Source organism: Kitasatospora sp. NPDC057940, from assembly GCF_042887425.1.
Taxonomy (GTDB): Bacteria; Actinomycetota; Actinomycetes; order Streptomycetales; family Streptomycetaceae; genus Kitasatospora.
The window spans coordinates 66,236-91,564 of the sequence record NZ_JBHVPH010000032.1; the positions used below are offsets into that span (position 1 = coordinate 66,236).

Here is a 25,329-nt window from a genome sequence, read left to right on the forward strand (position 1 = left end):
GTGGTTACGCCTCCTTGAACGGGAAGCCCAGAGCGCGCAGGAGCGCCCGGCCCTCGTCGTCGGTCTGGGCGGTGGTCACGACGGTGATGTCCATACCGCGCTGACGGTCGACCTTGTCCTGGTCGATCTCGTGGAACATGACCTGCTCGGTCAGACCGAAGGTGTAGTTGCCACGGCCGTCGAACTGCTTCGGGGAGAGGCCACGGAAGTCACGGATACGCGGCAGGGCCAGCGACACCAGACGGTCCAGGAACTCCCACATGCGGTCACCACGGAGGGTGACGTGGGTGCCGATCGGCTGGCCCTCACGCAGCTTGAACTGCGCGATGGACTTGCGAGCCTTCGTCACCGCCGGCTTCTGACCGGTGATGGCGGTGAGGTCGCGGATCGCGCCCTCGATCAGCTTGCTGTCACGGGCGGCCTCGCCGACACCCATGTTGACGACGACCTTGACCAGGCCGGGCGTCAGCATGACGTTCTCGTACGAGAACTGCTCCTGCAGCTGACCCTTGATCTCGGAGTTGTAACGCTCCTTGAGACGGGGGGTCACCTTCTCAACAGTCGTCTCAGACATCAGATGTCCTCACCGGTTCGCTTGGCAACGCGGATCTTGTTGCCCTCGTCATCGAAGCGGTAGCCAACGCGGGTGACGACCTTCTTGCCGTCCTTCTCCACGACCAGCTGGACGTTGGAGACGTGCACCGGGGCCTCGACGGTGACGATGCCACCCTGAGTGCCCGGGCCCGGCTTGGTGTGCTTCTTGACCCGGTTCACACCCTCGACCAGGACCTTGTTCTCGGCGGGCATGGCCTGGATGACCTTGCCCTGCTTGCCGCGGTCCTTGCCGGTGATGACCTGAACCAGGTCACCCTTCTTGATCTTCATGCTGTTCGCCATGAGTTAGAGCACCTCCGGCGCAAGCGAGATGATCTTCATGAACTTCTTGTCACGCAGCTCGCGGCCCACCGGGCCGAAGATGCGGGTACCACGGGGGTCACCATCGGTGTTCTTCAGAACGACCGCGGCGTTCTCGTCGAAGCGGATGTACGAGCCATCCGGGCGACGACGCGACTTCACGGTACGGACGACGACGCACTTGACGACGTCACCCTTCTTCACCGAACCGCCGGGGATCGCGTCCTTGACGGTCGCGACGATGACGTCCCCGATGCCGGCGTAGCGACGACCGGAGCCACCGAGAACGCGGATGCAAAGGATTTCCTTCGCGCCCGTGTTGTCGGCGACACGCAGTCGCGACTCCTGCTGGATCACAGCTTTCTCCTGATCGTCAACGAGAGCTGACGGGCCGGCCGCTGCTCACACCAGCGCCCACGAGGGACCTGGTGCACATACGGCCGTACCGCATCAACTTCGTTACTTGGCCTTCTCGAGGATCTCGACGACGCGCCAGCGCTTCGTCGCGGACAGCGGGCGGGTCTCCGCCAGGAGGACCCGGTCGCCGATGCCGCAGGCGTTCGCCTCGTCGTGCGCCTTCAGCTTGTTCGTACGGCGGATGACCTTGCCGTACAGAGCGTGCTTGACGCGGTCCTCGACGGCGACGACGACGGTCTTGTCCATCTTGTCGCTGACGACGAGACCCTCACGGGTCTTGCGGAAACCGCGCGTCTCGTTGGTGTTCTCAGTCATCAGGCGTTCTCCACCGTCTCGATGCCCAGCTCGCGCTCGCGCATCAGGGTGTAGATCCGCGCGATGTCCTTACGGACGAGCTTGAGCCGTCCGTGGTTGTCGAGCTGCCCGGTCGCCGCCTGGAAGCGGAGGTTGAACAGCTCCTCCTTGGCCTCACGGAGCTTGGCAACGAGACCCTCGTTGTCCAGCTCGCGGAGGTCAGCAGCCTTGGTGCCGGCCGACATCAGCTCTCACCTGCCTCGCGCCGGATGATCCGGCACTTCATCGGGAGCTTGTGAGCAGCGCGGGTCAGCGCCTCACGAGCCACCTTCTCGTTGGGGTACGACAGCTCGAACATGACCCGACCCGGGTGCACGTTCGCGATCCACCACTCGGGCGAACCCTTACCGGAACCCATGCGGGTCTCGGCCGGCTTCTTGGTGAGCGGACGGTCCGGGTAGATGTTGATCCAGACCTTGCCGCCACGCTTGATGTGACGGGTGACGGCGATACGAGCGGACTCGATCTGCCGGTTCGTCACGTAGGCCGGGGTGACGGCCTGGATGCCGTACTCGCCGAAGGCGAGCTCGGTGCCACCCTTGGCAGCGCCACGGCGCTTGGGGTGGTGCTGCTTGCGGTGCTTGACCCGACGGGGGATCAGCATTGGAGTCAGGCCTCCGTTCCGGTGTTCTCGGCAGCCGGAGCCTCGGCGGCCGCGGCCGCGGGGGCCTCGGACGCAGCGGGGCGACGGCCGCGGCCACCGCGCTCGCCACCACGGCGCTCGCCACCGCGGGCGGGACGACCACCCTCGGGACGGGCCGGGCGGTTGCCCGAGCGGGCAGCGGCGTTCTCAGCGCGGACCTCGGCGATGTTCTTGACGTCGCCCTTGTAGATCCAGACCTTCACGCCGATACGGCCGAAGGTCGTCTTGGCCTCGAAGAAGCCGTAGTCGACGTTCGCGCGCAGGGTGTGCAGCGGCACACGGCCCTCGCGGTAGAACTCCGAACGGCTCATCTCGGCGCCACCGAGACGACCGGAGCACTGGACCTTGATGCCCTTGGCGCCGGACTTCATGGTGCCCTGCATCGACTTGCGCATGGCACGGCGGAAGGAGACGCGGGAGGACAGCTGCTCCGCGACGCCCTGAGCCACGAGCTGGGCGTCCAGCTCGGGGTTCTTGACCTCGAGGATGTTCAGCTGGACCTGCTTGCCGGTCAGCTTCTCGAGGTCGCCGCGGATGCGGTCGGCCTCGGTGCCACGGCGGCCGATGACGATGCCGGGGCGAGCGGTGTGGATGTCGACGCGGACGCGGTCGCGGGTGCGCTCGATCTCGACCTTGGAGATGCCGGCGCGCTCCATGCCCTTCGTCATCATGCGACGAATGGCAACGTCTTCCTTGACGTAGTCCTTGTACAGCTTGTCGGCGTACCAGCGGGACTTGAAGTCCGTGCTGATGCCGAGGCGGAACCCGTGCGGGTTAACCTTCTGGCCCATTACCGGGTCCCTTCCTTGCTGCTGACGACCACGGTGATGTGGCTGGTCCGCTTGCGGATCCGGTAGGCACGACCCTGCGCACGCGGACGGAACCGCTTCAGGGTCGGGCCCTCGTCAACGTACGCCTCGCTGATGACGAGGTCGTCCACGTTGGAGTGGTTGTAGTTGTGCGCGGCGTTGGCAATGGCGCTGTCGAGCACCTTGCCGACGGGCACGGTGGCGGCCTGCGGAGCGAAACGCAGGACGGCCTGGGCCTCCGTGGCCGGCAGGCCACGGATGAGGTCCACCACGCGGCGGGCCTTCATGGGCGTGACGCGGATGTACCGCGCCTGGGCCCTGGCTTCCATGGTTGTCCCCTTGCTGGTGTAAGTCATTGAGTCGGTAATCTCGCTGGCGACTAGCGACGCTTCGACTTGCGGTCGTCCTTGACGTGACCGCGGAAGGTACGCGTCGGCGCGAACTCGCCGAGCTTGTGGCCGACCATCGACTCGGTGACGAACACCGGGACGTGCTTACGGCCATCGTGCACCGCGATCGTGTGGCCGAGCATGGCCGGGAAGATCACGGAGCGACGGGACCAGGTCTTGATGACGTTCTGGGTACCCGCCTCGTTCTGCGCGTCCACCTTCTTGAGAAGGTGGCCGTCGATGAAGGGGCCCTTCTTGAGACTGCGCGGCATCTGACCTGCTCCTAGCGCTTCTTGTTGGTCTTGCGGCGGCGCACGATGAGGGCGTTCGAAGCCTTCTTCGGGCTACGAGTGCGACCCTCCTTCTGGCCCCACGGCGAGACCGGGTGGCGGCCACCAGAGGTCTTACCCTCACCACCACCGTGCGGGTGGTCGATCGGGTTCATGGCGACACCACGCACGGTCGGGCGAACGCCCTTCCAGCGCATACGGCCGGCCTTGCCCCAGTTGATGTTCGACTGCTCGGCGTTGCCGACCTCACCGACGGTGGCGCGGCAGCGCGCGTCCACCAGGCGGATCTCACCGGAGGGCATGCGCAGGTGCGCCATCTTGCCCTCACGCGCCAGCAGCTGGATGCCGGCACCGGCGGAGCGGGCCATCTTGGCACCGCCACCGGGACGCAGCTCCACCGCGTGGATGGTGGTACCGACCGGGATGTTGCGAAGCGGCAGGTTGTTGCCCGGCTTGATGTCGGCGCCAGCGCCGTTCTCGATCCGGTCACCCTGCGCGATACCGCGCGGCGCGATGATGTAGCGCTTCTCGCCGTCCGCGTAGTGCAGGAGCGCGATGCGCGCGGTGCGGTTCGGGTCGTACTCGATGTGCGCGACCTTGGCCGGCACGCCGTCCTTGTCGTGACGACGGAAGTCGATCACGCGGTAGGCGCGCTTGTGACCGCCACCCTGGTGGCGAACGGTGATCCGACCGGCGTTGTTACGGCCGCCCTTGCTGTGCAGGGGGCGAACCAGCGACTTCTCCGGCGTGGACCGCGTGATCTCTACGAAGTCGGCCACGCTGGAGCCACGACGGCCCGGCGTAGTCGGCTTGTACTTGCGGATGCCCATTTGGCTCTCTCGTCCTCGTCCTTATCGACGATCACGATCTCCGTTAGGAGACCGGACCACCGAAGATGTCGATGCGGTTGCCCTCAGCCAGCGTCACGATGGCGCGCTTGGTGTCCTTGCGCTTGCCAAAGCCCGTCTTGGAGCGCTTGCGCTTGCCCTGACGGTTGAGCGTGTTGACGGACTCGACCTTGACCGAGAAGACCGCCTCGACGGCCTGCTTGATCTGGGTCTTGTTGGCACCGGGCGACACGACGAACGTGTACTTGTTCTCGTCGAGGAGCGAGTAGCTCTTCTCCGAGATGACCGGCTTCACCAGGACGTCACGGGGGTCCGTGAACGTCTTGCTCGTGATCTCTGCAGCCATCAGGCGGCGCTCCCTTCGAGCTCGCCCTCAGCAGCCACGGCCTTGGCGGACGCGGCGGGACCCGCCACGAAACGCTCGAAGGCGGCCTGGGTGAAGACCACATCGTCGGAGACGAGCACGTCGTAGGTGTTCAGCTGACCGGCGTCCAGGATGTGCACGTGCGGCAGGTTGCGGGCGCTCTTCAGACCCAGCTCGTCGGCACGCTCGACGACGAGGAGGATGTTCTTGCGCTCGGTGATCTTGCCGAACAGACCCTTGGCGGCCTTGGTCGACGGCGCCTCGGCCGCGATCACGTCGGTGACGACGTGGATGCGGTTGTGGCGGGCCCGGTCGGTGAGCGCACCGCGCAGGGCGGCGGCGATCATCTTCTTCGGGGTCCGCTGCGAGTAATCGCGCGGCACGGGACCGTGCACGACGCCACCGCCGGCGAACTGCGGGGCGCGGGTCGAGCCCTGACGGGCGCGGCCGGTGCCCTTCTGGCGGTACGGCTTCTTGCCGCCACCGCGGACCTCGGCGCGAGTCTTGGTCTTGTGGGTGCCCTGACGGGCCGCAGCGAGCTGCGCCACGACGACCTGGTGCATCAGCGGAACGCTGACCTTCGCGTCGAAGATCTCGGCCGGCAGCTCGAGGCTGCCGGTCTTGTCGCCCGAGGGCGACAGGATGTCAATGGTGCTCATATCCTCACAGCCCCTTCGCCGCAGTGCGGACGAGGACGAGGCCGCCGTTCGGGCCCGGGATTGCGCCCTTGATCAGGAGCAGCCCCTTCTCCGCGTCAACGGCATGGATGGTCAGGTTCTGGGTGGTCACACGCTCGTGGCCCATCCGGCCGGCCATCCTCACGCCCTTGAACACGCGACCCGGGGTGGCGCAGCCACCGATCGAGCCGGGCGAGCGGTGCTTGCGCTGCACACCGTGACCGGCGCCGAGGCCCCGGAAGTTGTGGCGCTTCATGACACCGGCGAAGCCCTTGCCCTTGGAGGTGCCGGTCACGTCGACCTTGACACCCGCCTCGAACAGCTCCGCGGTGATCTCCTGGCCGAGGGTGTACTCGGACGCGTCCGTGGTACGGAGCTCGACCAGGTGGCGGCGCGGGGTGACACCGGCCTTGGCGAAGTGGCCCGCGAGGGGCTTGTTCACCTTGCGGGGGTCGATCTCGCCGAAGCCGATCTGGACGGCGTCGTAGCCGGCCGGACTGTCAGCGGTGTGGACCTGGGTCACGACATTGGGCCCAGCCTTGACGACGGTCACCGGAACGATCCGGTTGTTCTCGTCCCAGACCTGGGTCATGCCGAGCTTCTCGCCCAGGATGCCCTTAATCTGCTTAGCCATCTTCGGTGCGCCTCTCAGAGCTTGATCTCGATGTCGACGCCAGCCGGCAGGTCGAGACGCATGAGCGAGTCAACCGTCTTCGGCGTGGGGTCGAGGATGTCGATCAGACGCTTGTGAGTACGCATCTCGAAGTGCTCGCGCGAGTCCTTGTACTTGTGCGGCGAGCGGATGACGCAGTACACGTTCTTCTCAGTGGGCAGCGGCACCGGGCCTGCGACCTGCGCACCAGTACGGATCACCGTCTCGACGATCTTCTTCGCCGAGGAATCGATGACCTCGTGGTCGTAGGCCTTGAGCCGGATGCGGATCTTCTGTCCCGCCATGGCTACTCAGTAGTCCTTTGTCCTTAGTCACTGCACGACCACCCTCCGACCCCCGCGCTCGGGCGTGTCGCTCTCGCGCTTGTAAAAAACCGGCGAACAACTCGTCGGTTTCAAAATTTCGGGGTGGGGGGCCGGGTCGAGGCCCCGCATACGCTTCCCGGAAGATTCCCGTACTTTCGCCCCGCAGCTGCCGTGGCGTCGACTTCACGCTTAACGGCCATCACGGGAACGACGAGTACCTGGGACTCGCTTCCAGTCCTCCCGGCGGGAGGCGCGCAGCATCGGCAACTCAACCGAGCAACTTGGACATACTGCCACATGGAGCAGCCCGGATGCCAATCGGGGCCGGTGAGGTCGCCCTCACCGGCCCCGATCGGGTGACCGTCCTCAGCCGCGGCGCTCACCGCCGCGGACCCGCGTCACCAGGGTCGCTTGCTCCCGCAGGTCAGCGCCCACTCGTCACCGGTGACGTTGGCGCACCACAGCTGACCCTTGTCGGGCTCGTTGTTGTACTCCTTGAGCTCCTTGTTCACCGGCGCGCAGTCGGTCGGCCCGGCCGGGTCGTACTTCGGGCACTTGCCGTCGCGGTTCACCAGGATGTGCGCGCGCCAGGCGTCCGCACCCATGTCGATGCCCTTGGCCCCGGCGACCGGCACGAACTCGGGCTTGGTGGTCGGCATGTAGCGGTCCGCCGACCAGGAGGCCGCCATGGTGGCGAACAGCGCCACCGCGCAGACCGCGCCGGCGACCAGCCGGCCGGTGACCGCGGGCCGCAGGGTCAGCGGCGCCGGCCGCCCGTCGGTGCCGACCCGCTGCACCGTGCGCAGCCAGCCCGCGCCCCGCTGGACGAGGAACATCAGGCCGAGCACCGCGAGGATCATCAACGCGTAGAGGATGATCCAGGTCGTCCGCGGGTACAGCTGGATGGACTTCGTCTGGGCCATCTGGGAGGCGAACCAGAAGCGCAGCAGCCAGGCGCTGACCAGGGTGGCCGTCACGGTCCGGACGGTGATGCTGCGCAGCCCGAGGCCCAGCGCCAGCGCGACCCCGGCGAGCAGCAGCAGGGTGTAGGCGCTCTGCCCGGCGAGCTCACCGCGCAACGGGAAGTCGTGGTAGTTCAGGTCGCCGTTGCGGTCCGAGGCCCAGCCCATGATGTACGCCGGGTCGATGTACACCGAGAGGTACGCGTACCGGTCCTTGGCCTGGGCGCCCAGCCGCACCAGCTCGTACAGCAGCGGCGAGCCGACCACGCCGGCGCTCACCAGCGTCACGCCGAGGAACAGCAGCACCCGCTTGACCCGGGCGGCGCCCTGGCGCCACGGGACGACGAACAGCGCCAGGACGAGGACGCCGGGCGCGGCCCAGACGAACCAGCCCGAGTACCAGAGGAACATCAGGCCGAACGAGACGCCGAAGCCGAGACCGCGCAGCACCGTGGACCGGGCCGACAGCTCGTGCGACCGGCGGAGCTCCCGCAGGGCGGCGGCCAGCATCGGCACCATGACCAGCATCGTGACGTGGCTGTACGGCCGGATCGGGTCGAGGAAGAGGATCGCCGACGGGACGGCGATCAGCAGCGCCCAGACCGGCCGCAGCATCAGTCGCCAGGAGAGGTACGCCATCGGGCCGACCAGCGCGCTGCAGATCAGCTGGACGTCCTTCATGGCGTAGCCGACGCCGCCGACGCCGCCGTAGAACAGCTTCGACCAGACCGCCAGCAGCGCCGGGAAGCCGGGCGGGTAGACACCGGGCAGGCCCTTGCCGCGCAGCATGTCGTTGGCCATGCCCATGAGGTTGCCCGGGTCGCCCTCCTGACCGCCGAGGCCCCACTGGGTGCCGTTCAGCGCGACCGCGATCCCGCCCGCGACCGCGCCGGTGGCCAGACCGGCGACGGCCGCGCAGACCAGGCGCTGGGCCAGCTGGTACCGGGCCAGGCTGCCCCGGTAGGCGGCGTACAGCAGCACCGCCAGGATGGGCAGGCCCACGATGGCGGCGTACTTCTGGAGCATGGCCAGACCGCTGACCTGGCCCACCCGGTTCAGCGGGTTGACGTCGATGCGGGTGCAGAGCAGCGCGAAGCCGAGCGCCGCCACGATCGAGACCAGGGCCTCGGCCGAGCGGACTGCCCAGGGACGCTCCAGCAGGCCGTCGAGCCGTCCGGGGCGGGGCGCGATCGCGCCCTCCGGTTCGAGCGACTCCTTGCTGGAGCCGCCGACCGGGCTGGTGGCCAGATCAGTCATGTCAGTCACTTCCGTGCAGTGGCCACGTCCGATGAGTGGCGAAGAATGGCTCAGTGGACCGGCGATCAGCGGCCATCATAGGGCGCTTACCAGAAGCCGAGGCTTCGGGCAAGGACCCCGTTCCGGCCGTGTCGGGGCTTGGGCGTGGTGGTTGAGCAGGATCCGCCCGGTCGGTCGTCGGTGCTCCCCATGAGCACCCCCTCACCCATCTAGAGCCCAGCGGCCGGCCGAAGCGCTTACTCCCGCCCCGTCGAATTCGGCCGGGCGCCTCGGGGCGCCGTGACCCGGGGGCGTCCGGCCGGCTGCCGGCACCGCCCTCGGACACGCTCCGGTCAGCTGCTGCGGACCGCGCGGCCGACCATGGCGCCGGCGTGGGAGAAGTCACCCGCGCCGAGCCGGCCGGCGGCGACCATCAGGGCGTGCAGGCGGGACGACAGGTGCAGGTCGGCCGAGCGCGCGGCGTTGTTCCAGCCCTTGGCGCGCAGCTCCTTGGAGATCAGCGAGTAGTACCGCAGCTCCTCGTCGAAGCGCTTGCCGTCCTTGACCCGGTTCGAGGAGTCGCTGGCCTGGTGGCGCCGGTAGCGGAACACCTCCCGCTCGTCGACCAGCAGGTTGCCGCCCTCCATCAGCATGTCGACCATGAACGCCAGGTCGTGGATGGCGTCGATGTCGGGGCGGTACGGGATCTTCGACAGCGCGGACTGGCGGTAGGTGAGCGACGGCGTGTACAGCCAGTTGCCGGACAGCAGGCTCTTCACCGCGGCCTCGCCGCTGATCACCCCGGCCTTGCGGGCCGGCGCGCTGATCCGGCGCTTGACCTTGTCGCCGATGCCGAGCGAGGGCACCAGGGTCCCGTCGCTGTCCATCACCCGCACGCCCGGCTGGACCGCGATCGCGTTCGGGTCGGCCCGCAGGCGCTCCAGGACGACGTCCAGGTAGTCGGGCTCCAGCAGGTCGTCGGCGCCCATCATCGAGACGAACTCGCGCTCGGCCAGGGTGGAGGCCTTGTAGGTGTTGCCGTTGGGGCCCAGCCGCTCCGCGTTGCGGATGTACCGGATCCGCTCGTCGTTCAGGCTCTCGATGTACTGGGGCGCCCGGAAGCCCGGGTACTGGTCGTCCACGACGGTCAGCCGCCAGTCCTGCTGGTGCTGGGCCCGGATGCTGTCGATGGTGGCGAACAGGTACTCCGGATCGCCGTAGTACGGGATGACGAAATCGACGCTCATGACAGCGCCGCACCTCCTGGTCCTGGATCACGCTTCGGTGCCGCCCGGCCGCGGCCAGCGGGGCGCCCCAAGTCAACCAGCTTTGCCGGGCCCGTGCGTCAGCCGGTCGGCCCACACCGGCGCCGGGGGGCGGAAACCGGGTGCTCAGAGGCCGCCAATCGGAAAATCCGGCACAAAGAAATGCGTCCACCGGGCGGCCGGGGGATGAATGAACTCGGTAATGCCCGGATTTTCCGGAGCCCAAAAAGGCGGCACACATCGGTGCCCCTTCTGTGACAACGGATGAACGGGCGTCACCGTTCGACGCGGTGGCCGACGGTCGGAGGGACCGCTCACCGGCCTCTCCGGCGGCGCGCCGACCCGCACGCACGGCTGAGGGCCGGCACCCCGTCGGGGGTGCCGGCCCTCAGGCCTCGTGCCCTGTCGCGTGGAGCGCGATCAGTGGTCGGAGCCGACCGGAGCGTCGAGGCGGTCGTTGTTGTGACGGACGCCCTCGGTGATGGCGACCGTACGGGCCAGGTCGGTGAGCTTCTTCTCCAGCGACCGGAAGCGCAGGTAGGTGTTGAGCGTCAGGAAGCCCATGGCGATGACCATCAGGTAGAGCACCAGGTCCGTGCCACGGCCGACGCCCAGCGCGGTGGCCAGCTTGGTCACGCCCGCCGGCCACAGGATCGCGATGACGTTGGCGACGACGAAGAGCGAGAAGGCGATGCGCTTCCACGCCCGGGTGTTCGCGGCGTCCCAGCGCCGGACGAACAGGAGGGCCATGCCCACGGCGGCCAGGACGAGGATCAGCTGGATCCAGAGGTGATTCATCGGCGGTTACGCTCCCGCAGCGAGATGTCGAAGAGGATGTTCACGCCGTTGATCAGGGACTGGCCCTTGGCGCGCGAGTAGTCGGTGTAGAGGATGTCCACCGGCACCTCTGCAACCCGGAGGTCCGAGCCGGCGAGGAAGGAGACGATCTCCGAAGCGTGGGCCATGCCGTTCATGGTGATCCGGATGCGGCTGGCCGCCTCCCGGTTCATCACGCGCAGACCGTTGTGCGCGTCGGTGAGCTTGAGCTTGCGGGCGGTCGGGCTGACCGCGGCGGCGGTGCGGAGCACGACCCGCTTGATCCACGGCACCTGGCCGGTCTGCTCGATGAAGCGGGAGCCGAGGACGATGTCGGCCTCGTCCTGGCGCAGCAGCGCCACCATCTTCTCCACGTCGGCGGTCTGGTGCTGGCCGTCCGCGTCGAAGGTGGCGAAGTACTCGGCGCCCTCCTGCTCCAGCGCGTACTTCAGGCCGGTCTGCAGCGCTGCGCCCTGGCCCAGGTTGACCGGGTGCCGCACCAGGTGGGCGCCGGTCGTCATGACGTGCTTCGCCGTGTCGTCGGTGCAGCCGTCGTCGATCACCACGATGTTGGGGAAGGTCTTGCGTGCCCCCTCCACGACCTCGGCGATCACCTGGCCTTCGTTGTAGGCCGGGATCACCAGCCAGACGTTGTCATAGTCGGACACAGGGGCTCCATGCTTGGCGAACGGCACGGCGTCGCGTGCCTCGGTCTGTCTGTCGGTGGTGATCACGGGCGTCGTCGGCCAGTCACAGTCCGGTCCCCCACCGTCACGAGGTCCGCAGCGGCTCGGCCGCGCTCCTGCTGTCCAGCCCGGAGTGCCCGGAGGCGGCGGGGCGGGAGGGGAACGCGCGGTACAGCGCCCACAGCATCAGGACGGCGCTGACCAGCGCGCCGGCCAGGTACGCGAGCTCGGCACGGAGACCGACGTCACCCGGGGAGAGGGCGACCGCAACCAATGCTACGGAACCGGCCGTCCAGCCCACCAGCTGTCGGCGGTGCTGGGCGCTCGACATCAGCGCCTGGCCGAATACCGTCGCGAGGACGTAGCAGAGCGTGCCGAGGACGAGCCAGGTGAAGTCCAGCGGGTTGAGCAGGTCCTTGGCGTTGAAGAGCAGCGGGTTGAGCCAGGCGCCGAGCGCGATGACCGGCAGCCCGCCGCCGATGCACATGGCCGCGACGATCGCCGTGGTGCGGGTCAGCACCTTGCGGAACTCGGCGTGGTCGCCGGCCGCGGTGGCACCCGAGAGCGCGGAGACCATGGAGGCCTGGAGGGCGCTGTAGGCGAAGAGCGGCACGCGGGCCATCACCACGGCCTGGCCGAGGGCGAAGACCAGGGCGTCGGACGCCTCGGAGTGCTTCGGCGCGAGCAGGCGCACGCAGACGACGGTCGCGTTCACCACCAGCTGGCTGAGCATCACGGAGCCGATCAGCAGGCCGAGCCCGCTGGTGAGCTGGCGCCAGGACACCTCCGGGCCGGGGGCGCGGTCGGCGAGGATGCCGCGCAGGCCGATCAGCGAGGCGGTGACCGGGGCGACCACCAGGATCAGGCCGAAGGCCAGCGCCGAGTGCAGCCCGAGGACGGCGGTCAGCGCGGCCAGGCCGATGCGCAGGGCACCGTCGACGGCCAGCTGGGTGCCGTAGGGGCCGAACAGCCCGAGGCCGGCCAGCGCGCCGCGGGAGACCGAGCTCACCGCGAGGCCCGCCATGCCGCCGGCGAGGGCCACCACGAGGGTCCGGTCGCCGCCGAACAGCTGGTCGGCGATCGGGCCGGCGGCGGCCGCCAGCACCGCGCAGGCCGCGGCCAGGATCGCCAGGGCGAGCAGCAGCATCCGCCGTACCGCGGGCAGTGCCCCCGCCCCGGACACCTTGCGGGCGGCGACCAGCCGCGTCAGCTCCAGTTCGACGGGCTGGAACAGACCCCACCCGACGGACATCACGATCGTCCAGAGCATCGTCACCCTGGCCGCACCGGCCGTGCCCAGGCTGTAGCCCACGAGCGCCATGTAGACGTACGCCGAGGCGCCGAGCACGACCGTCCCACCGACCACGAGCCGGGCCCCCGGGGGTAGCACCCCGAGCAGCTTGGCGATCGGGTTCTTCATCACATGATCACCGAATTAACCGGCCGACCTTGCCACACATCTCCGCACGAGGCCGGCCCGGCCGTGCGATTGCTGTGAATAGTAGCGGGTAGCCGTGAACGTCCGATGACGGTGGCCCCCACGCTCAGACCCCCGGGAAGGTACGGGACCACGGCTCCGTCCAAAGGTTCTGAGGATCGCTCAGCACCGTCACCGTCACACCCTGCGCCGCCAGGTCCCGCTTGATCCGGTCGCCCACGGAGGGGTCGGCGGTCAGGACGGTCGGCGGGACGGGCGCGGCCGGGAGCTTGTCGATGGCTCCCTTGAGGCGGCCCAGGGACTTCTGGTAGTCCTCCTCCTTCACCTGGGGGCCGCCGATGGACACCCAGTGGATGTCGTACAGCGCCGTCATGTCGCCCCCGCGCCGGTTCAGCAGCGAGGCGAGCCAGGTGGCCTTGAGGTTCTTGTAGTCGTCGTTGGCGAAGAGCGCGATGACCGGGCCCTTGCTCGATATGTCGAGTGCCTGCGCACCCTTGGGGCCCATGTCCCCCTTGAACTCGCCGCGCCCCCAGGCCACCAGCGGGTTGGCGGACCAGGCGGACGGGTTGTCCTTGGTGGTCAGGAAGCCCCACTGCACGTTGGCGAAGAGGCTGAGCGCGGCGGCGACGGCGAGGCCGGATATCGCCAGCTCGCCGAGGCGGCTCTGCAGCGTGCGGCCGGTCCCCCGGTACGGGCTCTGCAGCATGACCCCGACGGCGCCGAGGGATATCAGGCTGACCACGACGCCCACGGCCGTCATCTTGTGGAAGTAGTACGAGTACTTGCCGATGGTGTGCAGCTGGTAGGCGGCGAAGGCGCTGAGCAGTCCACCGGTGCCGAGCAGGACCGCGAGGTGCGCCTGGCCGACGGCGGTCCGGCGGTTGCGCGGCATGACCGCGGCCAGCAGGCCGAGCAGCCCGCCGCCGATGAGTACGGAGCGGTCGGCCCCGACGCTCGGGCCGTTCATGTTCGAGGCACTGGCCACGTCGAGGTTGCCCAGCACGGACAGGACGCTCGGCAGCGCGGCCACGCCCAGCGCGCACGCCAGCGCGCCGGCGGTCCACCACCAGCGCCCGGCGAACTTGCGCCGGTGCGCCACCAGCGCGCCCAGCAGTGCCACGCCGACGAAGGCGCCGTAGATGTTGTACGCGTAGGTGACGGTGATCAGCCCGGCCGACGCGGCCAGCACGAACTCGGTGGTGCCCATCGCCGGCCGGATCAGCACGGCCAGCGCGAGCGCTATCAGCAGCAGCCCGATGAAGGTCGAGTCGAAGCCGTGGACCATCAGGTCCATGTAGTTGCTCGCGAACATGATCGCGCCGACGGTCGCGCACACCGCCGCGCAGCGCCAGCCGCGCAGCCGCGGCCCGCCGATCCACCGGGCCGCCCAGACCAGCGCGGCGCAGAACAGCGCGTAGCCCACCAGCAGGTACAGGAAGTACCGGTTCATGGTGTAGAGCATGTCGCCGGAGTCGGCGGCGGAGTGGACGAGGGTGTCCGTCCAGGCCAGCAGGAAGTGGGAGCCCTGCGGGTACGTCACCTCGGACGGCGGTATCAGGAAGGACCGCGCCGCGTCCTGGTGGAGGAAGTTGAAGCCGCCGACGTTCTGGATGCCGGAGAAGAAGGAGAAGTGCGCGAGCCGGTCCTCCGACGTGGCGAAGTACGCGACCCGCTCGGCCGCCGAGGTTCCCGCGATCGGGTGGAAGAGGTAGTGCCAGACGCCGTAACCGGTGCCCAGGACCAGCAGGTCGGACCAGCGGAAGCGCAACGGCAGGCGCGGACCGCGGCGGGCGGCCCAGGCGGCGACCGTCACCACGCTGAACATCAGGCCGCTGGTGGCGACCGGCGAGAGGCCCCACGGCCAGAGCGAGAAGAGCAGGCCGAACGTCAGCACCGAACCGGCGAGCACCAGCCCGGCGACGAACAGCCGGTCGAGCAGCACGCCGCCGACCCGGAGCACGGCGGCTATGGAGAACAGCAGCAGCGGCAGCAGCAGGACGCCCAGGTCCAGCGCGACCAGTCCGGTCGGCACCAGCCAGGACAGGGCCAGCCCCCCGGCCAGCACGAGCGGGTTGCGCCTGGACCGTCCACCGGCGGTCGGCACGGGCGGCGGCCCCGGCGGTGCGGTCGGACGTTGGAGCTCGCGCTCAGGCGAGGAATGTACGGTCGACACGGTGCCGTGCCCCTTCGGTCAAGTCCCTGCCGCCCGTCTCCCCGGCCGGGTGCGGACTTCCACTACCGTCAGCGGGCAGGCTACGAGCCACAGCATACCGAGGGGCCCGTCGGCACGACGGGCTGAGGGGGCCGGGTGAGCGGCCCGCGAACCGGTGGGAACGGCCGCCGTTCAGCCCCGGTTCAGCCCCGGAAGACCCAGATCTTCAGCAGCACGAACCGGGCCACCGTGGCCAGGCCGTTGGCGGCGACCAGTCCGGCGACCTCCACCGGCCGGGAGGCGTTCGGCGCCACCTGGTCCAGCAGGGCGAGCGCGCCCGCGCTCAGGCCGAGCCCGATCAGGAAGGCCACCGCGCCCTGGAGCTGGTGCCGGACCATGCCCTGCGAACCGGTGACCCCGAAGGTGAAGCGACGGTTGGCCGCGGTGTTGGCCACCGCGCTGACGGCCAGCGCGATCAGGTTGGCCGCCTGCGGGTCGGTGAACCACCGCGCGGCGACGAAGAGCGCCAGGTAGAAGACGGTGCTGAGCACGCCGATGACCAGGAAGGACGGCAGCTGGCGGCGGGTCGACGGGGCCGGCTCGACGGGCTCCACCGGTTCCTCGATGACGGTCACCGGCCCGTGCCCCGCTCGTCGTCCCGCGCCGCGGCGTCCTGCGCCCGTTCGTCGTCCGCCGAGTCGTAGCCGACGAAGTAGGTCGGGCGGGCCTGCACCGCCGAATAGATCCGGCCGACGTACTCCCCCAGCAGTCCGACGCAGATCAGCTGCACGGCGCCGATGAAGAGCATGCCGATGAACAGCGAGGACCAGCCGGGCACGGTCGCGCCGAGCGCGTACGACAGGGTGGTGTAGACCGCGAGGACCAGGCAGACCACGAAGCTCACCAGGCCCAGCCAGGTGGCCAGCCGCAGCGGGGCGGCGGAGAAGTTGGTCACGCTGTCCAGTGCGAGCCGGACCATCTTGGACAGCGGGTAGTGGGTGTCGCCGGCCACCCGCTCCTCCCGGACGTACACCACCTCGCCGCTGGGGAAGCCGAGCCACGGCACCAGCAGCCGGTAGACGGGCTGGTGCTCGGGCAGCTGCTTGAGGGCCTCCACGGCCGCGCGGCTGAGCAGGCGGAAGTCGCCGGCCTGGTTGGGCATCCGCTTGCCGACCAGCTTGCGCATCAGCCAGTAGTAGGCGCCGGCCGTCCGGCGCTTGAAGGCGGTGTCGGTGGCGCGGTCCCCGCGCACGCCGTAGACGACGTCGAAGCCCTGCTCGCGGGCCAGGTCGAGCATCTCCGGGATCTTCTCCGGCGGGTCCTGGAGGTCGGCGTCGATGCTCACCACGTAGTCGCCGCGCGCCCGGTGGATGCCGGCGGTGAGCGCGGCCTGGTGCCCCGAGTTGCGGGCGAAGCGGACGATGCGGAACTCCGGCCAGTCCTGCCGGACCTTCTGCAGGACGACGGGGGTGGCGTCCGTGCTGCCGTCGTCGACGCCCACGACCTCGTAGTCGACCCCGAGCCCGTCCAGGATCGGCCGCAGCCGCTCGACGGTCAGCGGGAGCGCCTCCTGCTCGTTGTAGATCGGCATCACGACCGACAACAGTGGTGCCGTTGGCATGCGTTGGATCCCACTTTCCGCGACGGCGGGCTGGACGGTCGCCCGACAATAACAGCCGGCCATGAGCAGCCCGTGAGAGCCGGTGAAGGCCGAAGGGCTCCGCACACCTGGGTGTGCGGAGCCCTTCGGTTCGCCTGTGCGGGACAGACAGGTCAGAACATCAAATTACTTGATGATCTTGGTGACCTGGCCGGCGCCCACGGTGCGGCCACCCTCACGGATGGCGAACTTCAGGCCCTCCTCCATGGCGATCGGCTGGATCAGCGCGACCGTCATGGCGGTGTTGTCGCCCGGCATGACCATCTCGGTGCCCTCGGGGAGGGTCACGACGCCGGTCACGTCCGTGGTACGGAAGTAGAACTGCGGGCGGTAGTTGTTGAAGAACGGGGTGTGGCGGCCACCCTCGTCCTTCGACAGGATGTAGGACTGGGCCTCGAAGTCGGTGTGCGGCGTGACCGAACCCGGCTTGATGATGACCTGGCCGCGCTCGACGTCCTCGCGCTTGATGCCACGGAGCAGCAGACCGACGTTCTCACCGGCCTGGCCCTCGTCGAGCAGCTTGCGGAACATCTCGATGCCGGTGACCGTGGTGGTGGTCTTGGTCTCCTTGATGCCGATGATGTCGACAGTCTCGTTGACCTTGAGGATGCCACGCTCGATACGACCGGTGACGACGGTGCCACGACCGGTGATCGTGAAGACGTCCTCGATCGGCATCAGGAACGGCTGGTCCACGGCGCGGGCCGGGGTCGGGATGCTCTCGTCGACGGCGTGCATCAGGCCGAGGAGCTTCTCGCCCCACTCCTTGTCGCCCTCCAGCGCCTTCAGCGCGGAGACGCGGACGACCGGCAGGTCGTCGCCCGGGAACTCGTACTCCGAGAGGAGCTCGCGGACCTCGAGCTCGACGAGCTCCAGGATCTCCTCGTCGTCCACCATGTCGGCCTTGTTCAGGGCGACGACGATGTAGGGGACGCCGACCTGGCGGGCCAGGAGGACGTGCTCCTTGGTCTGCGGCATCGGGCCGTCGGTGGCGGCGACGACGAGGATCGCACCGTCCATCTGGGCCGCACCGGTGATCATGTTCTTGATGTAGTCCGCGTGACCCGGGCAGTCGACGTGGGCGTAGTGACGCGCCTCGGTCTGGTACTCGACGTGCGCGATCGAGATGGTGATACCGCGCTGCCGCTCCTCCGGCGCCTTGTCGATCTGGTCGAACGGCGTGAAGGGGTTGATCTCCGGGTACGCGTCGTGCAGCACCTTGGTGATGGCCGCGGTAAGGGTCGTCTTACCGTGGTCAATGTGACCAATGGTGCCGATGTTGACGTGGGGCTTCGTCCGCTCGAACTTCGCCTTCGCCACTGCAGTCCTCCTGAGGACAGTTCTGTACGCCGTGCTGACGTCAGTTGGTCTTTGATCGGGTTTGGCCCGAGGTGCCGGAAGCACCTCGCACCGTCCCGCGGGGTGGGGGCCGGAGGCCCCCCGGGAGGATCCGACCGGATCCTCCCGGGACGCCCCCTAATAGCCTAAGGGTTCGCAATCGTCCCGAATATCGGGACAGCCGCGGCCTCGTAGGGAGCCGGCTGGCGCCGGTCCTTACTCGCCCTTGGCCTTGGCGATGATCTCCTCCGCCACGGCCTTCGGAACCTCGGCGTACGAGTCGAACTGCATCGAGTAGCTCGCGCGACCAGAGGTCTTGCTGCGCAGATCACCGACGTAGCCGAACATCTCGGAGAGCGGCACCAGCGCCGTGACGACGCGGGCACCGTGACGCTCGTCCATGGACCGGATCTGGCCACGGCGAGAGTTGATGTCGCCGATCACGTCGCCCATGTAGTCCTCGGGCGTGGTGACCTCGACGGCCATCATCGGCTCGAGGAGGACCGGCTTGGCCTTCCGCGCGCCTTCCTTGAACGCCATCGAACCGGCGATCTTGAACGCGAGCTCGGACGAGTCGACGTCGTGCGCCTGGCCGTCGAGCAGCTTCACGCGGACACCCTGCAGCGGGTAGCCGGCGAGGATGCCGAACTCCATGGCCTCCTGGCAACCGGCGTCGACCGACGGGATGTACTCCCGCGGCACGCGGCCACCGGTGACCTGGTTGACGAACTCGTAGCCCTCGGCCTGCTCGAGCGGCTCGATCGCGATCTGCACCTTGGCGAACTGACCGGAACCACCGGTCTGCTTCTTGTGGGTGTAGTCGATGCGCTCGACGGCCTGACGGATCGTCTCGCGGTACGCGACCTGCGGCTTGCCGACGTTGGCCTCGACCTTGAACTCACGCTTCATACGGTCGACCAGCACCTCGAGGTGCAGCTCGCCCATACCCGCGATGATGGTCTGGCCGGTCTCCTCGTCCGTGTTGACCTGGAAGGACGGGTCCTCCTCGGCGAGACGCTGGATGGCAACACCCAGCTTCTCCTGGTCACCCTTGGACTTGGGCTCGATCGCGACGCGGATGACCGGGGCCGGGAAGTCCATGGACTCCAGGATGACCGGGGCCTTCTCGTCGGACAGCGTCTCACCGGTGGTGGTCTGCTTCAGGCCCATGACGGCGACGATGTCGCCGGCGCCCACCGACTCGATCTCCTCACGCTTGTTCGCGTGCATGCGGTAGATCTTGCCGATGCGCTCCTTCTTGCCCTTCACGGCGTTCAGCACCGAGGTGCCGGACTCCAGGCGGCCGGAGTAGATCCGGACGAAGGTGAGCTTGCCCAGGTGCGGGTCGGACATGATCTTGAACGCCAGCGCGGCCAGGGGCTCGTCGTCCGAGGCCTTGCGGGTGATCTTGGTCTCCGGGTCGTTGGGCTTGGTGCCCTCAACCGACTCGATGTCCAGCGGCGACGGGAGGTACTTGACGACCGCGTCGAGCAGGGGCTGAACGCCCTTGTTCTTGAACGCGGTACCGCAGAAGATCGGCGTGAAGGCCGACTCCAGGGTGCCCTTGCGGATCGCCTCGTACAGCAGCTCCTCGGGGATGTCCTCACCCTCCATGGCGAGCATCATCACGTCATCGCTGACGTTCGACACCTCGTCCAGGAGCTTCTCGCGGTACTCGTTCGCCTGCTCCTGCAGCTCGGCCGGGATGTCGACGATGTCGTACATCTCGCCCTTGGCGGCCTCGGCGGACCAGACCAGCGCCTTCATGCGGACAAGGTCGACAACGCCCTTGAAGTCCGCCTCGGCACCGATCGGGAGCTGCATGACCAGTGGGGTCGCGCCGAGGCGGTCCACGATGGTCTTGACGCAGAAGAAGAAGTTCGCGCCCGTGCGGTCCAGCTTGTTGATGAAGCAGATGCGCGGGACGCCGTAGCGGTCAGCCTGCCGCCACACGGTCTCGGACTGGGGCTCGACACCGGCAACACCGTCGAACACCGTCACGGCACCGTCGAGGACGCGCAGCGAACGCTCCACCTCGACGGTGAAGTCGACGTGACCCGGGGTGTCGATGATGTTGATGGTGTTGTCGACGTCGTCGACCGTCCAGTGACAGGTCGTCGCGGCCGACGTGATCGTGATGCCGCGCTCCTGCTCCTGCTCCATCCAGTCCATGGTGGCAGCGCCATCGTGGACCTCACCGATCTTGTACGAGACGCCGGTGTAGAACAGGATCCGCTCGGTGGTGGTGGTCTTGCCCGCGTCGATGTGCGCCATGATCCCGATGTTGCGGACCCTGGCGAGGTCAAGGGAGGTTGCAGCCATGGTGGCTCGTTCTCTCTCTGTCTAGTGACGGGGTAGGGACTACCAGCGGTAGTGCGCGAAGGCCTTGTTGGACTCGGCCATCTTGTGGGTGTCCTCGCGACGCTTCACGGAAGCGCCCAGGCCGTTGCTGGCGTCGAGGATCTCGTTCATCAGGCGCTCGGTCATGGTCTTCTCGCGACGGGCGCGGGAGTAACCGACCATCCAGCGCAGCGCCAGGGTGCTGGCGCGGCCCGGACGGACCTCGACCGGAACCTGGTAGGTCGCGCCACCGACACGGCGGGACTTGACCTCGAGGGCCGGCTTGACGTTCTCCAGCGCGCGCTTCAGCGTCACGACCGGGTCCGAGCCGGTCTTCTCACGAACGCCCTCGAGGGCGCCGTAGACGATCCGCTCGGCGGTGGAGCGCTTGCCGTGCAGCAGGATCTTGTTGACCAGCTGGGTGACGACCGGGGAGCCGTAAACCGGGTCGATGATGACCGGGCGCTTCGGGGCGGGGCCCTTACGAGGCATTCTTACTTCTCCTTCTTGGCGCCGTAGCGGCTGCGAGCCTGCTTGCGGTTCTTGACACCCTGGGTGTCAAGCGAACCGCGGATGATCTTGTAGCGGACACCAGGAAGGTCCTTCACACGACCACCGCGCACCAGCACGATGGAGTGCTCCTGCAGATTGTGGCCCTCGCCCGGGATGTAAGCGGTGACCTCGATCCCGCTGGTGAGGCGCACACGGGCGACCTTGCGGAGAGCCGAGTTCGGCTTCTTCGGGGTGGTCGTGTACACACGCGTGCAGACCCCACGACGCTGCGGGGAACCCTTCAGCGCGGGAGTCTTGTTCTTCTCGACCTTGTCCTGCCGGCCCTTTCGGACCAGCTGCTGGATCGTAGGCACCGTTTCTCCGTTTTCTGTGTGCCAAGGCTTGGTAAAACTAACCTGCGGTGATCCCCCGCACACGGCCCCGTGGTCGACCCACGCGGTCGGGTGTGTTGGGCTTATTCCGACACGGAATCCCATGAGCTGATGTACAGCGACGGCGCTCAACGCGCGGGGCGCTGGAAGGCGCTCCGGCTCGGCGCGGCGACCGGTGTGCATGCACGCACAAGGACCCGGGGACACCCCAGGCACAAGGTCAGAGCGTACCTAGCGCATCGGGCGCGGTCAAAACAAATGCAACGCCGCAGGTCGCGACCTTCGGCCGGATGTCCCGGGAGTGTCCCGGACGCGACCACCCGGTGTCGGGCCGCCCTCCACCCGCTCTACCACAGCCCGTCGACCGCCGCCACCGGGGCGGGACGCGCCCGGGGCGGCCCGCTCAGACCGGCACCTGCAGCATCACCAGGAGCAGCAGCGTCCAGAGCGCGCAGCCCGCGTAGCCGAAGAGCAGGCCGAGGGTGGAGATCCAGTCGCCGGCCCGGTCGTGGCTGCTCTGCTGGGCCTTCGCGAGGTGCCCGACGACCACCGCGGGCAGCGAGAGGCCGGTCAGGCCGAAGACCAGCGAGGTGACCGCCAGCCCGTTGACGGAGCGGACCGGCGGCGGAGGCGGCGGGAGGAAGGTCGCCGGGACGGGCGGGGCGGCGAAGGCCATCGGCGCCGGCATCGGGCCGGAGGGCAGGTCGGACACCAGCCCGGCCAGCTGGCCGTAGGTCTGCGCGACGGAGGCCTGCTCGTGGCGCTGCTCGTACTCCTCGGCGGAGAGCCGGCCCTCGGCGAACGCGGCCTTCAGCACGTCGATCGTCCGGTCCCGGTCCGCGTGCCCGGCGCGCATCCCCGTGTGGAACCCGGGCTGCGGGACGGACTTCGGGACGGGCTGGGGCTGCCAGTCCCCGCGGCGATCCGGCTCGTCGGGGCCCGAGGCTCCCCACGGTTGAACGGCCATCCGCACCTCCCGGCACCCGGCGCGGCCCCGCGCCCCTCGCTGTCCCTCACTGTCCCTCATAGTGCAGGACGAACGGCGGGGCTGAGTAGTTGCCAATTCCAGCCCGGTACCCGCCGTAACGCGCCGTCCGGGCGGCGCGCCTCACCCGTTCGGCCCACTCTCTCAGGGGATCCTCAACTCGGGAGACAGCCCGATTCCGCAGTGACAGGCTGAGTCCGAGACACCCATCCGCCAGCGAACAGAGAAGGCCGCCATGCAGGCGTCAGCGCCGCCGCCGTCCGACCACCCCGTACCCGTTCCCCCCTCCGCCGTCAGCATCCAGGGGCTGTGGAAGCACTTCGGCGGCCAGGCCGCCGTCGCCGGACTCAGCCTGGAGCTGCCGGCCGGCTCCTTCATCGGCCTGGTCGGCCCGAACGGCGCCGGCAAGACCACCACGCTGTCCATGGCCACCGGCCTGCTCCGGCCCGACCAGGGCACCGTCCTCATCCACGGCGGCGACGTCTGGGCCGACCCGGTCGCGGTCAAGGCCCGGATCGGCATCCTGCCCGAGGGGCTGCGGATGTTCGAGCGGCTCAGCGGCCGCGAACTGCTGCAGTACAACGGGCGGCTGCGCGGCCTGCCCGGCGCCGAGGTGGACCGCCGCGCGGAGGAACTGCTGGCCGTCCTGGACCTCGCCCGCGACGCCGACAAGCTGGTCGCCGACTACTCCACCGGCATGCGCAAGAAGATCGGTCTGGCCGCCGCGCTGCTGCACAACCCCGACGTGCTGTTCCTCGACGAGCCCTTCGAGGGCGTCGACCCGGTCTCCGCGCAGACCATCCGCGGCGTGCTCAAGCGGTACGCGGCGGCCGGATCCACGGTGGTCTTCTCCAGCCACGTGATGGAACTGGTCGAACAGCTCTGCGACTGGGTCGCCGTGGTCAACGCCGGCCGGGTGATCGCCCAGGGCCCGCTGGACACCGTGCGCGGCGGGCGCAGCCTCCACGAGGCCTTCCTCGGCCTGATCGGCGTCCGCGAGGACGACGGCCAGGCGCTCGGCTGGCTCGGCGGACAGGCCGGTGGGCAGGCCGGCGGGAACGCGCCGGCCGGCAACGGGCAGCTCGGCGGGCAGGCCGGCGCGCAGCTCGGGGGCGGGCAGTGAGCACCGCCCCCGCGGCCGCCCGTACCCCGGTGCCCGACGGGCGGACGGTGGTCCGCGCCCTGGTCGCGCTCAAGCTGCGGCTGCTGCGCAACGGCCTGCGGCGCAGCCCCGGCCGGACCGCCGTGTACGTCATCGGCGGCGTCCTCGGCCTGGCCTTCGCGGCCGGCATCGCCTTCGCCCTCGCCATGCTGAACGGGCGCTTCGACGGCTCCGGGGACGCCGGGGTGATGCTGCTCGGCGCGCTCACCCTCGGCTGGGCGGCGCTGCCGCTGTTCCTCTTCTCCAGCGACGAGAGCGCCGACCCGACCCGGCTCACCATGCTCCCGCTGCGGCCCGGCCCGCTGCTGCGCGGCTCGCTGCTGGCCGCGCTGATCGGGCCCGGCCCGCTGGTCAGCATGGTGCTGGTGACCGGCGCGGCGCTGTCCGGCGCCAACGGCGGTGCCTCGGCCGCGGCCGCGCTGGTCGGCGTCCCGCTGGCCGTGCTCTGCCTGGTCACGCTCTCCCGGGCGGTCGCCGCCGGCAACGCCCGGATGCTCTCCAGCCGGCGCGGCAAGGACTTCGCGATCTTCGGCGGACTGCTGTTCGCCCTGCTCGTGCAGGCCGCCAACGTCGGCTCGCAGAGCGTCTTCGGCCGGCCCGGGGACCACCTCGACCTCAGCCCGCTGGCGCCGATCGCCTCCGTGCTGCGCTGGCTGCCGCCGGTCGGCGCGGCGGACGCCGCCCGCACCGCCGGCGAGGGGCGGTACGGGCTGGCGCTGTTCCAGCTCGCCGCGGCCGCGGCGCTGCTCGCCCTGCTGCTGCGCTGGTGGCGCGGCAGCCTCCAGGAGCTGATGGTCACCGCCGACTCCTCCACCCTGGAGGTGGCCCGCGGCGTGCAGAGCTCGCGCGGCTGGAGCTTCCTGCCCGAGGGCCGCGTAGGCGCGGTGATGCAGCGCCACCTCCGGTACGCCTGGCGGGAGCCGCGGGCCAAGGCCGCGGTGTTCACCAGCATCGGCATGACGCTGGTGATCTGCGTGCTGTCGATGGTCCAGGGCTGGTCGAGCGTCTACCTGCTGGCGATGACCGGGATGTTCCTCGGGCTGCAGATGCTCAACCTGTTCGGCATGGACGGCTCGGCGTTCTGGATGGTCGCCGCCACCCTGCTCACCCCGGCCGACGCCCGGGACGAGCTGCGCGGCCGGGCCTACGCGGTGCTGTCGTACGCCGTTCCGGTGACGCTGGTGCTCGGGCCCGTACTGGCCGCCGCCACCGGCGACTGGGCCGGCCTGCCGTCCGCACTCGGCCTCGCGCTCGCCCTGCTCGGCTGCGGCGTCGCGCTCGGCGCGACGCTCAGCGTGCTGGCGCCGTACACCATGCCGGCCGACAGCAACCCGATGCGCAACGCCGCCCCCGGGCAGGGCGGCCTGGTGCTGGTGAACCAGTTCGGCTCGCTGTTCGGTGTGGCGTTGCTCTCCCTGCCGGTGAGCGGCTACCTCGGCTGGGCGCTGCTCTCGGCCGGCCCGACCTGGCCGGTCCTGCTGGTCGGCCCGCTCTACGGCGCCCTGGTCGCCGCCCTCGGCATCCGCTTCGCGGCCGGGCGGCTGCTGGAGCGCGCCCCCGAGATCCTGGCCAAGGCCGTCGAGCGCTGAGTCGCCTGCGTCACCCGGAGCGCCCGGTCCCGTCGACGGGGCCGGGCGCTCCGGCATCATGGGCGGGAGGCCGGACCGTCGAGGAGAGCAGGGACACACCGTGGGCAAGCGCGCGCAGCAGGACGGGGACGG

Annotated in this window: 29 protein-coding genes; 2 read left to right on the forward strand and 27 right to left on the reverse strand. The window is 69.2% G+C overall.

Annotation, left to right across the window (positions count from 1 at the left end):
* Nucleotides 1-4: 4 nt before the first annotated feature.
* The 27 genes from rplE to ACFVTF_RS33335 form a co-directional block, all read right to left on the reverse strand.
* Nucleotides 5-574: a 50S ribosomal protein L5 gene (gene rplE / locus ACFVTF_RS33205; RefSeq protein ID WP_030393302.1), complete on the reverse strand. Its 570-nt coding sequence runs from the start codon at nucleotides 572-574 to the stop codon at nucleotides 5-7.
* A complete protein-coding gene (rplX, locus tag ACFVTF_RS33210; protein ID WP_030055828.1) occupies nucleotides 574-885 on the reverse strand; it encodes a 50S ribosomal protein L24 in 312 nt (103 codons plus the stop codon). The genes rplE and rplX overlap by 1 nt, the downstream gene beginning before the upstream one ends.
* Before the next feature lie 15 nt (nucleotides 886-900).
* The gene (rplN, locus tag ACFVTF_RS33215; RefSeq protein ID WP_030393301.1) at nucleotides 901-1,272 is read right to left on the reverse strand and encodes a 50S ribosomal protein L14; all 372 of its coding nucleotides are present in this window, start codon (nucleotides 1,270-1,272) and stop codon (nucleotides 901-903) included.
* Between the two features lie 102 nt (nucleotides 1,273-1,374).
* Entirely contained in the window at nucleotides 1,375-1,647 is a 273-nt protein-coding gene (gene rpsQ, locus ACFVTF_RS33220; RefSeq protein WP_030055826.1) for a 30S ribosomal protein S17, read from the reverse strand.
* Nucleotides 1,647-1,871 (reverse strand): 50S ribosomal protein L29, encoded by a 225-nt coding sequence (gene rpmC / locus ACFVTF_RS33225; protein ID WP_063348970.1) that lies wholly within the window; start codon nucleotides 1,869-1,871, stop codon nucleotides 1,647-1,649. Before rpmC ends, rpsQ begins: the two co-directional genes overlap by 1 nt.
* On the reverse strand, nucleotides 1,871-2,290 hold the full coding sequence (gene rplP / locus ACFVTF_RS33230) for a 50S ribosomal protein L16 (protein WP_030055824.1): 420 nt from the start codon (nucleotides 2,288-2,290) through the stop codon (nucleotides 1,871-1,873). The genes rpmC and rplP overlap by 1 nt, the downstream gene beginning before the upstream one ends.
* Nucleotides 2,291-2,295: 5 nt before the next feature.
* Nucleotides 2,296-3,120, reverse strand: coding sequence for a 30S ribosomal protein S3 (gene rpsC / locus ACFVTF_RS33235; RefSeq protein WP_063348969.1), 825 nt, complete (start codon nucleotides 3,118-3,120; stop codon nucleotides 2,296-2,298).
* Nucleotides 3,120-3,467: a 50S ribosomal protein L22 gene (gene rplV / locus ACFVTF_RS33240; RefSeq protein ID WP_030055822.1), complete on the reverse strand. Its 348-nt coding sequence runs from the start codon at nucleotides 3,465-3,467 to the stop codon at nucleotides 3,120-3,122. Before rplV ends, rpsC begins: the two co-directional genes overlap by 1 nt.
* Nucleotides 3,468-3,517: 50 nt before the next feature.
* Entirely contained in the window at nucleotides 3,518-3,799 is a 282-nt protein-coding gene (gene rpsS, locus ACFVTF_RS33245) for a 30S ribosomal protein S19 (protein ID WP_030055821.1), read from the reverse strand.
* A gap of 11 nt (nucleotides 3,800-3,810) precedes the next feature.
* Entirely contained in the window at nucleotides 3,811-4,647 is an 837-nt protein-coding gene (gene rplB, locus ACFVTF_RS33250; RefSeq protein WP_063348968.1) for a 50S ribosomal protein L2, read from the reverse strand.
* Nucleotides 4,648-4,690: 43 nt separating this feature from the next.
* Nucleotides 4,691-5,011 (reverse strand): 50S ribosomal protein L23, encoded by a 321-nt coding sequence (rplW, locus tag ACFVTF_RS33255; RefSeq protein ID WP_063348967.1) that lies wholly within the window; start codon nucleotides 5,009-5,011, stop codon nucleotides 4,691-4,693.
* Complete coding sequence (gene rplD, locus ACFVTF_RS33260) at nucleotides 5,011-5,688, reverse strand: 50S ribosomal protein L4 (protein WP_350877106.1); 678 nt, start codon at nucleotides 5,686-5,688, stop codon at nucleotides 5,011-5,013. Before rplD ends, rplW begins: the two co-directional genes overlap by 1 nt.
* Before the next feature lie 4 nt (nucleotides 5,689-5,692).
* Complete coding sequence (gene rplC / locus ACFVTF_RS33265) at nucleotides 5,693-6,340, reverse strand: 50S ribosomal protein L3 (protein WP_327677876.1); 648 nt, start codon at nucleotides 6,338-6,340, stop codon at nucleotides 5,693-5,695.
* 14 nt (nucleotides 6,341-6,354) lie between these two features.
* Nucleotides 6,355-6,663 carry a 30S ribosomal protein S10 gene (gene rpsJ / locus ACFVTF_RS33270; protein WP_012785157.1) on the reverse strand — a complete coding sequence of 103 codons (309 nt, stop codon included), beginning with the start codon at nucleotides 6,661-6,663 and terminating at the stop codon, nucleotides 6,355-6,357.
* A 419-nt stretch (nucleotides 6,664-7,082) separates the two neighbouring features.
* The gene (locus tag ACFVTF_RS33275) at nucleotides 7,083-8,903 is read right to left on the reverse strand and encodes a hypothetical protein (protein ID WP_371518422.1); all 1,821 of its coding nucleotides are present in this window, start codon (nucleotides 8,901-8,903) and stop codon (nucleotides 7,083-7,085) included.
* A gap of 332 nt (nucleotides 8,904-9,235) precedes the next feature.
* Entirely contained in the window at nucleotides 9,236-10,129 is an 894-nt protein-coding gene (locus ACFVTF_RS33280) for a glycosyltransferase (protein WP_350877102.1), read from the reverse strand.
* A 438-nt stretch (nucleotides 10,130-10,567) separates the two neighbouring features.
* The gene (locus ACFVTF_RS33285; protein WP_063348962.1) at nucleotides 10,568-10,945 is read right to left on the reverse strand and encodes a DUF2304 domain-containing protein; all 378 of its coding nucleotides are present in this window, start codon (nucleotides 10,943-10,945) and stop codon (nucleotides 10,568-10,570) included.
* A complete protein-coding gene (locus ACFVTF_RS33290) occupies nucleotides 10,942-11,631 on the reverse strand; it encodes a glycosyltransferase family 2 protein (protein WP_063348961.1) in 690 nt (229 codons plus the stop codon). Before ACFVTF_RS33290 ends, ACFVTF_RS33285 begins: the two co-directional genes overlap by 4 nt.
* A 103-nt stretch (nucleotides 11,632-11,734) precedes the next feature.
* Nucleotides 11,735-13,069 (reverse strand): hypothetical protein, encoded by a 1,335-nt coding sequence (locus ACFVTF_RS33295; RefSeq protein WP_350877099.1) that lies wholly within the window; start codon nucleotides 13,067-13,069, stop codon nucleotides 11,735-11,737.
* 124 nt (nucleotides 13,070-13,193) lie between these two features.
* On the reverse strand, nucleotides 13,194-15,260 hold the full coding sequence (locus ACFVTF_RS33300) for a hypothetical protein (protein WP_387817804.1): 2,067 nt from the start codon (nucleotides 15,258-15,260) through the stop codon (nucleotides 13,194-13,196).
* A gap of 182 nt (nucleotides 15,261-15,442) precedes the next feature.
* Nucleotides 15,443-15,874 carry a GtrA family protein gene (locus ACFVTF_RS33305; RefSeq protein WP_387817805.1) on the reverse strand — a complete coding sequence of 144 codons (432 nt, stop codon included), beginning with the start codon at nucleotides 15,872-15,874 and terminating at the stop codon, nucleotides 15,443-15,445.
* Nucleotides 15,871-16,860 (reverse strand): glycosyltransferase family 2 protein, encoded by a 990-nt coding sequence (locus ACFVTF_RS33310; protein WP_387817806.1) that lies wholly within the window; start codon nucleotides 16,858-16,860, stop codon nucleotides 15,871-15,873. The genes ACFVTF_RS33305 and ACFVTF_RS33310 overlap by 4 nt, the downstream gene beginning before the upstream one ends.
* Before the next feature lie 165 nt (nucleotides 16,861-17,025).
* Complete coding sequence (gene tuf / locus ACFVTF_RS33315; protein ID WP_031063092.1) at nucleotides 17,026-18,219, reverse strand: elongation factor Tu; 1,194 nt, start codon at nucleotides 18,217-18,219, stop codon at nucleotides 17,026-17,028.
* A 234-nt stretch (nucleotides 18,220-18,453) separates the two neighbouring features.
* Complete coding sequence (gene fusA / locus ACFVTF_RS33320; protein ID WP_371518417.1) at nucleotides 18,454-20,559, reverse strand: elongation factor G; 2,106 nt, start codon at nucleotides 20,557-20,559, stop codon at nucleotides 18,454-18,456.
* A gap of 39 nt (nucleotides 20,560-20,598) precedes the next feature.
* Nucleotides 20,599-21,069 carry a 30S ribosomal protein S7 gene (rpsG, locus tag ACFVTF_RS33325; RefSeq protein ID WP_030055803.1) on the reverse strand — a complete coding sequence of 157 codons (471 nt, stop codon included), beginning with the start codon at nucleotides 21,067-21,069 and terminating at the stop codon, nucleotides 20,599-20,601.
* A gap of 2 nt (nucleotides 21,070-21,071) precedes the next feature.
* The gene (rpsL, locus tag ACFVTF_RS33330; RefSeq protein ID WP_014144289.1) at nucleotides 21,072-21,443 is read right to left on the reverse strand and encodes a 30S ribosomal protein S12; all 372 of its coding nucleotides are present in this window, start codon (nucleotides 21,441-21,443) and stop codon (nucleotides 21,072-21,074) included.
* A 421-nt stretch (nucleotides 21,444-21,864) separates the two neighbouring features.
* Nucleotides 21,865-22,428 (reverse strand): DUF1707 and DUF4190 domain-containing protein, encoded by a 564-nt coding sequence (locus ACFVTF_RS33335; RefSeq protein WP_371518416.1) that lies wholly within the window; start codon nucleotides 22,426-22,428, stop codon nucleotides 21,865-21,867.
* 253 nt (nucleotides 22,429-22,681) lie between these two features.
* Here ACFVTF_RS33335 and ACFVTF_RS33340 point away from each other — a divergent pair, with 253 nt between their 5' ends.
* Nucleotides 22,682-23,569 (forward strand): ABC transporter ATP-binding protein, encoded by an 888-nt coding sequence (locus ACFVTF_RS33340; RefSeq protein ID WP_387817807.1) that lies wholly within the window; start codon nucleotides 22,682-22,684, stop codon nucleotides 23,567-23,569.
* Nucleotides 23,566-25,197: a transporter gene (locus ACFVTF_RS33345; protein WP_387817808.1), complete on the forward strand. Its 1,632-nt coding sequence runs from the start codon at nucleotides 23,566-23,568 to the stop codon at nucleotides 25,195-25,197. Before ACFVTF_RS33340 ends, ACFVTF_RS33345 begins: the two co-directional genes overlap by 4 nt.
* The last annotated feature ends 132 nt before the right edge of the window (nucleotides 25,198-25,329 follow it).

Bases quoted from the DNA above. Each gene is read 5' to 3' on its own strand.
- rplE (WP_030393302.1), bottom strand. From the start codon at position 574: ATGTCTGAGACGACTGTTGAGAAGGTGACCCCCCGTCTCAAGGAGCGT.
- rplX (WP_030055828.1), bottom strand. From the start codon at position 885: ATGAAGATCAAGAAGGGTGACCTGGTTCAGGTCATCACCGGCAAGGAC.
- rpsQ (WP_030055826.1), bottom strand. From the start codon at position 1,647: ATGACTGAGAACACCAACGAGACGCGCGGTTTCCGCAAGACCCGTGAG.
- rpmC (WP_063348970.1), bottom strand. From the start codon at position 1,871: ATGTCGGCCGGCACCAAGGCTGCTGACCTCCGCGAGCTGGACAACGAG.
- rplP (WP_030055824.1), bottom strand. From the start codon at position 2,290: ATGCTGATCCCCCGTCGGGTCAAGCACCGCAAGCAGCACCACCCCAAG.
- rpsC (WP_063348969.1), bottom strand. From the start codon at position 3,120: ATGGGCCAGAAGGTTAACCCGCACGGGTTCCGCCTCGGCATCAGCACG.
- rplV (WP_030055822.1), bottom strand. From the start codon at position 3,467: ATGGAAGCCAGGGCCCAGGCGCGGTACATCCGCGTCACGCCCATGAAG.
- rpsS (WP_030055821.1), bottom strand. From the start codon at position 3,799: ATGCCGCGCAGTCTCAAGAAGGGCCCCTTCATCGACGGCCACCTTCTC.
- rplB (WP_063348968.1), bottom strand. From the start codon at position 4,647: ATGGGCATCCGCAAGTACAAGCCGACTACGCCGGGCCGTCGTGGCTCC.
- rplW (WP_063348967.1), bottom strand. From the start codon at position 5,011: ATGGCTGCAGAGATCACGAGCAAGACGTTCACGGACCCCCGTGACGTC.
- rplD (WP_350877106.1), bottom strand. From the start codon at position 5,688: ATGAGCACCATTGACATCCTGTCGCCCTCGGGCGACAAGACCGGCAGC.
- rplC (WP_327677876.1), bottom strand. From the start codon at position 6,340: ATGGCTAAGCAGATTAAGGGCATCCTGGGCGAGAAGCTCGGCATGACC.
- rpsJ (WP_012785157.1), bottom strand. From the start codon at position 6,663: ATGGCGGGACAGAAGATCCGCATCCGGCTCAAGGCCTACGACCACGAG.
- ACFVTF_RS33275 (WP_371518422.1), bottom strand. From the start codon at position 8,903: ATGACTGATCTGGCCACCAGCCCGGTCGGCGGCTCCAGCAAGGAGTCG.
- ACFVTF_RS33280 (WP_350877102.1), bottom strand. From the start codon at position 10,129: ATGAGCGTCGATTTCGTCATCCCGTACTACGGCGATCCGGAGTACCTG.
- ACFVTF_RS33285 (WP_063348962.1), bottom strand. From the start codon at position 10,945: ATGAATCACCTCTGGATCCAGCTGATCCTCGTCCTGGCCGCCGTGGGC.
- ACFVTF_RS33295 (WP_350877099.1), bottom strand. From the start codon at position 13,069: ATGAAGAACCCGATCGCCAAGCTGCTCGGGGTGCTACCCCCGGGGGCC.
- ACFVTF_RS33310 (WP_387817806.1), bottom strand. From the start codon at position 16,860: ATGCCAACGGCACCACTGTTGTCGGTCGTGATGCCGATCTACAACGAG.
- fusA (WP_371518417.1), bottom strand. From the start codon at position 20,559: ATGGCTGCAACCTCCCTTGACCTCGCCAGGGTCCGCAACATCGGGATC.
- rpsG (WP_030055803.1), bottom strand. From the start codon at position 21,069: ATGCCTCGTAAGGGCCCCGCCCCGAAGCGCCCGGTCATCATCGACCCG.
- ACFVTF_RS33335 (WP_371518416.1), bottom strand. From the start codon at position 22,428: ATGGCCGTTCAACCGTGGGGAGCCTCGGGCCCCGACGAGCCGGATCGC.
- ACFVTF_RS33340 (WP_387817807.1), top strand. From the start codon at position 22,682: ATGCAGGCGTCAGCGCCGCCGCCGTCCGACCACCCCGTACCCGTTCCC.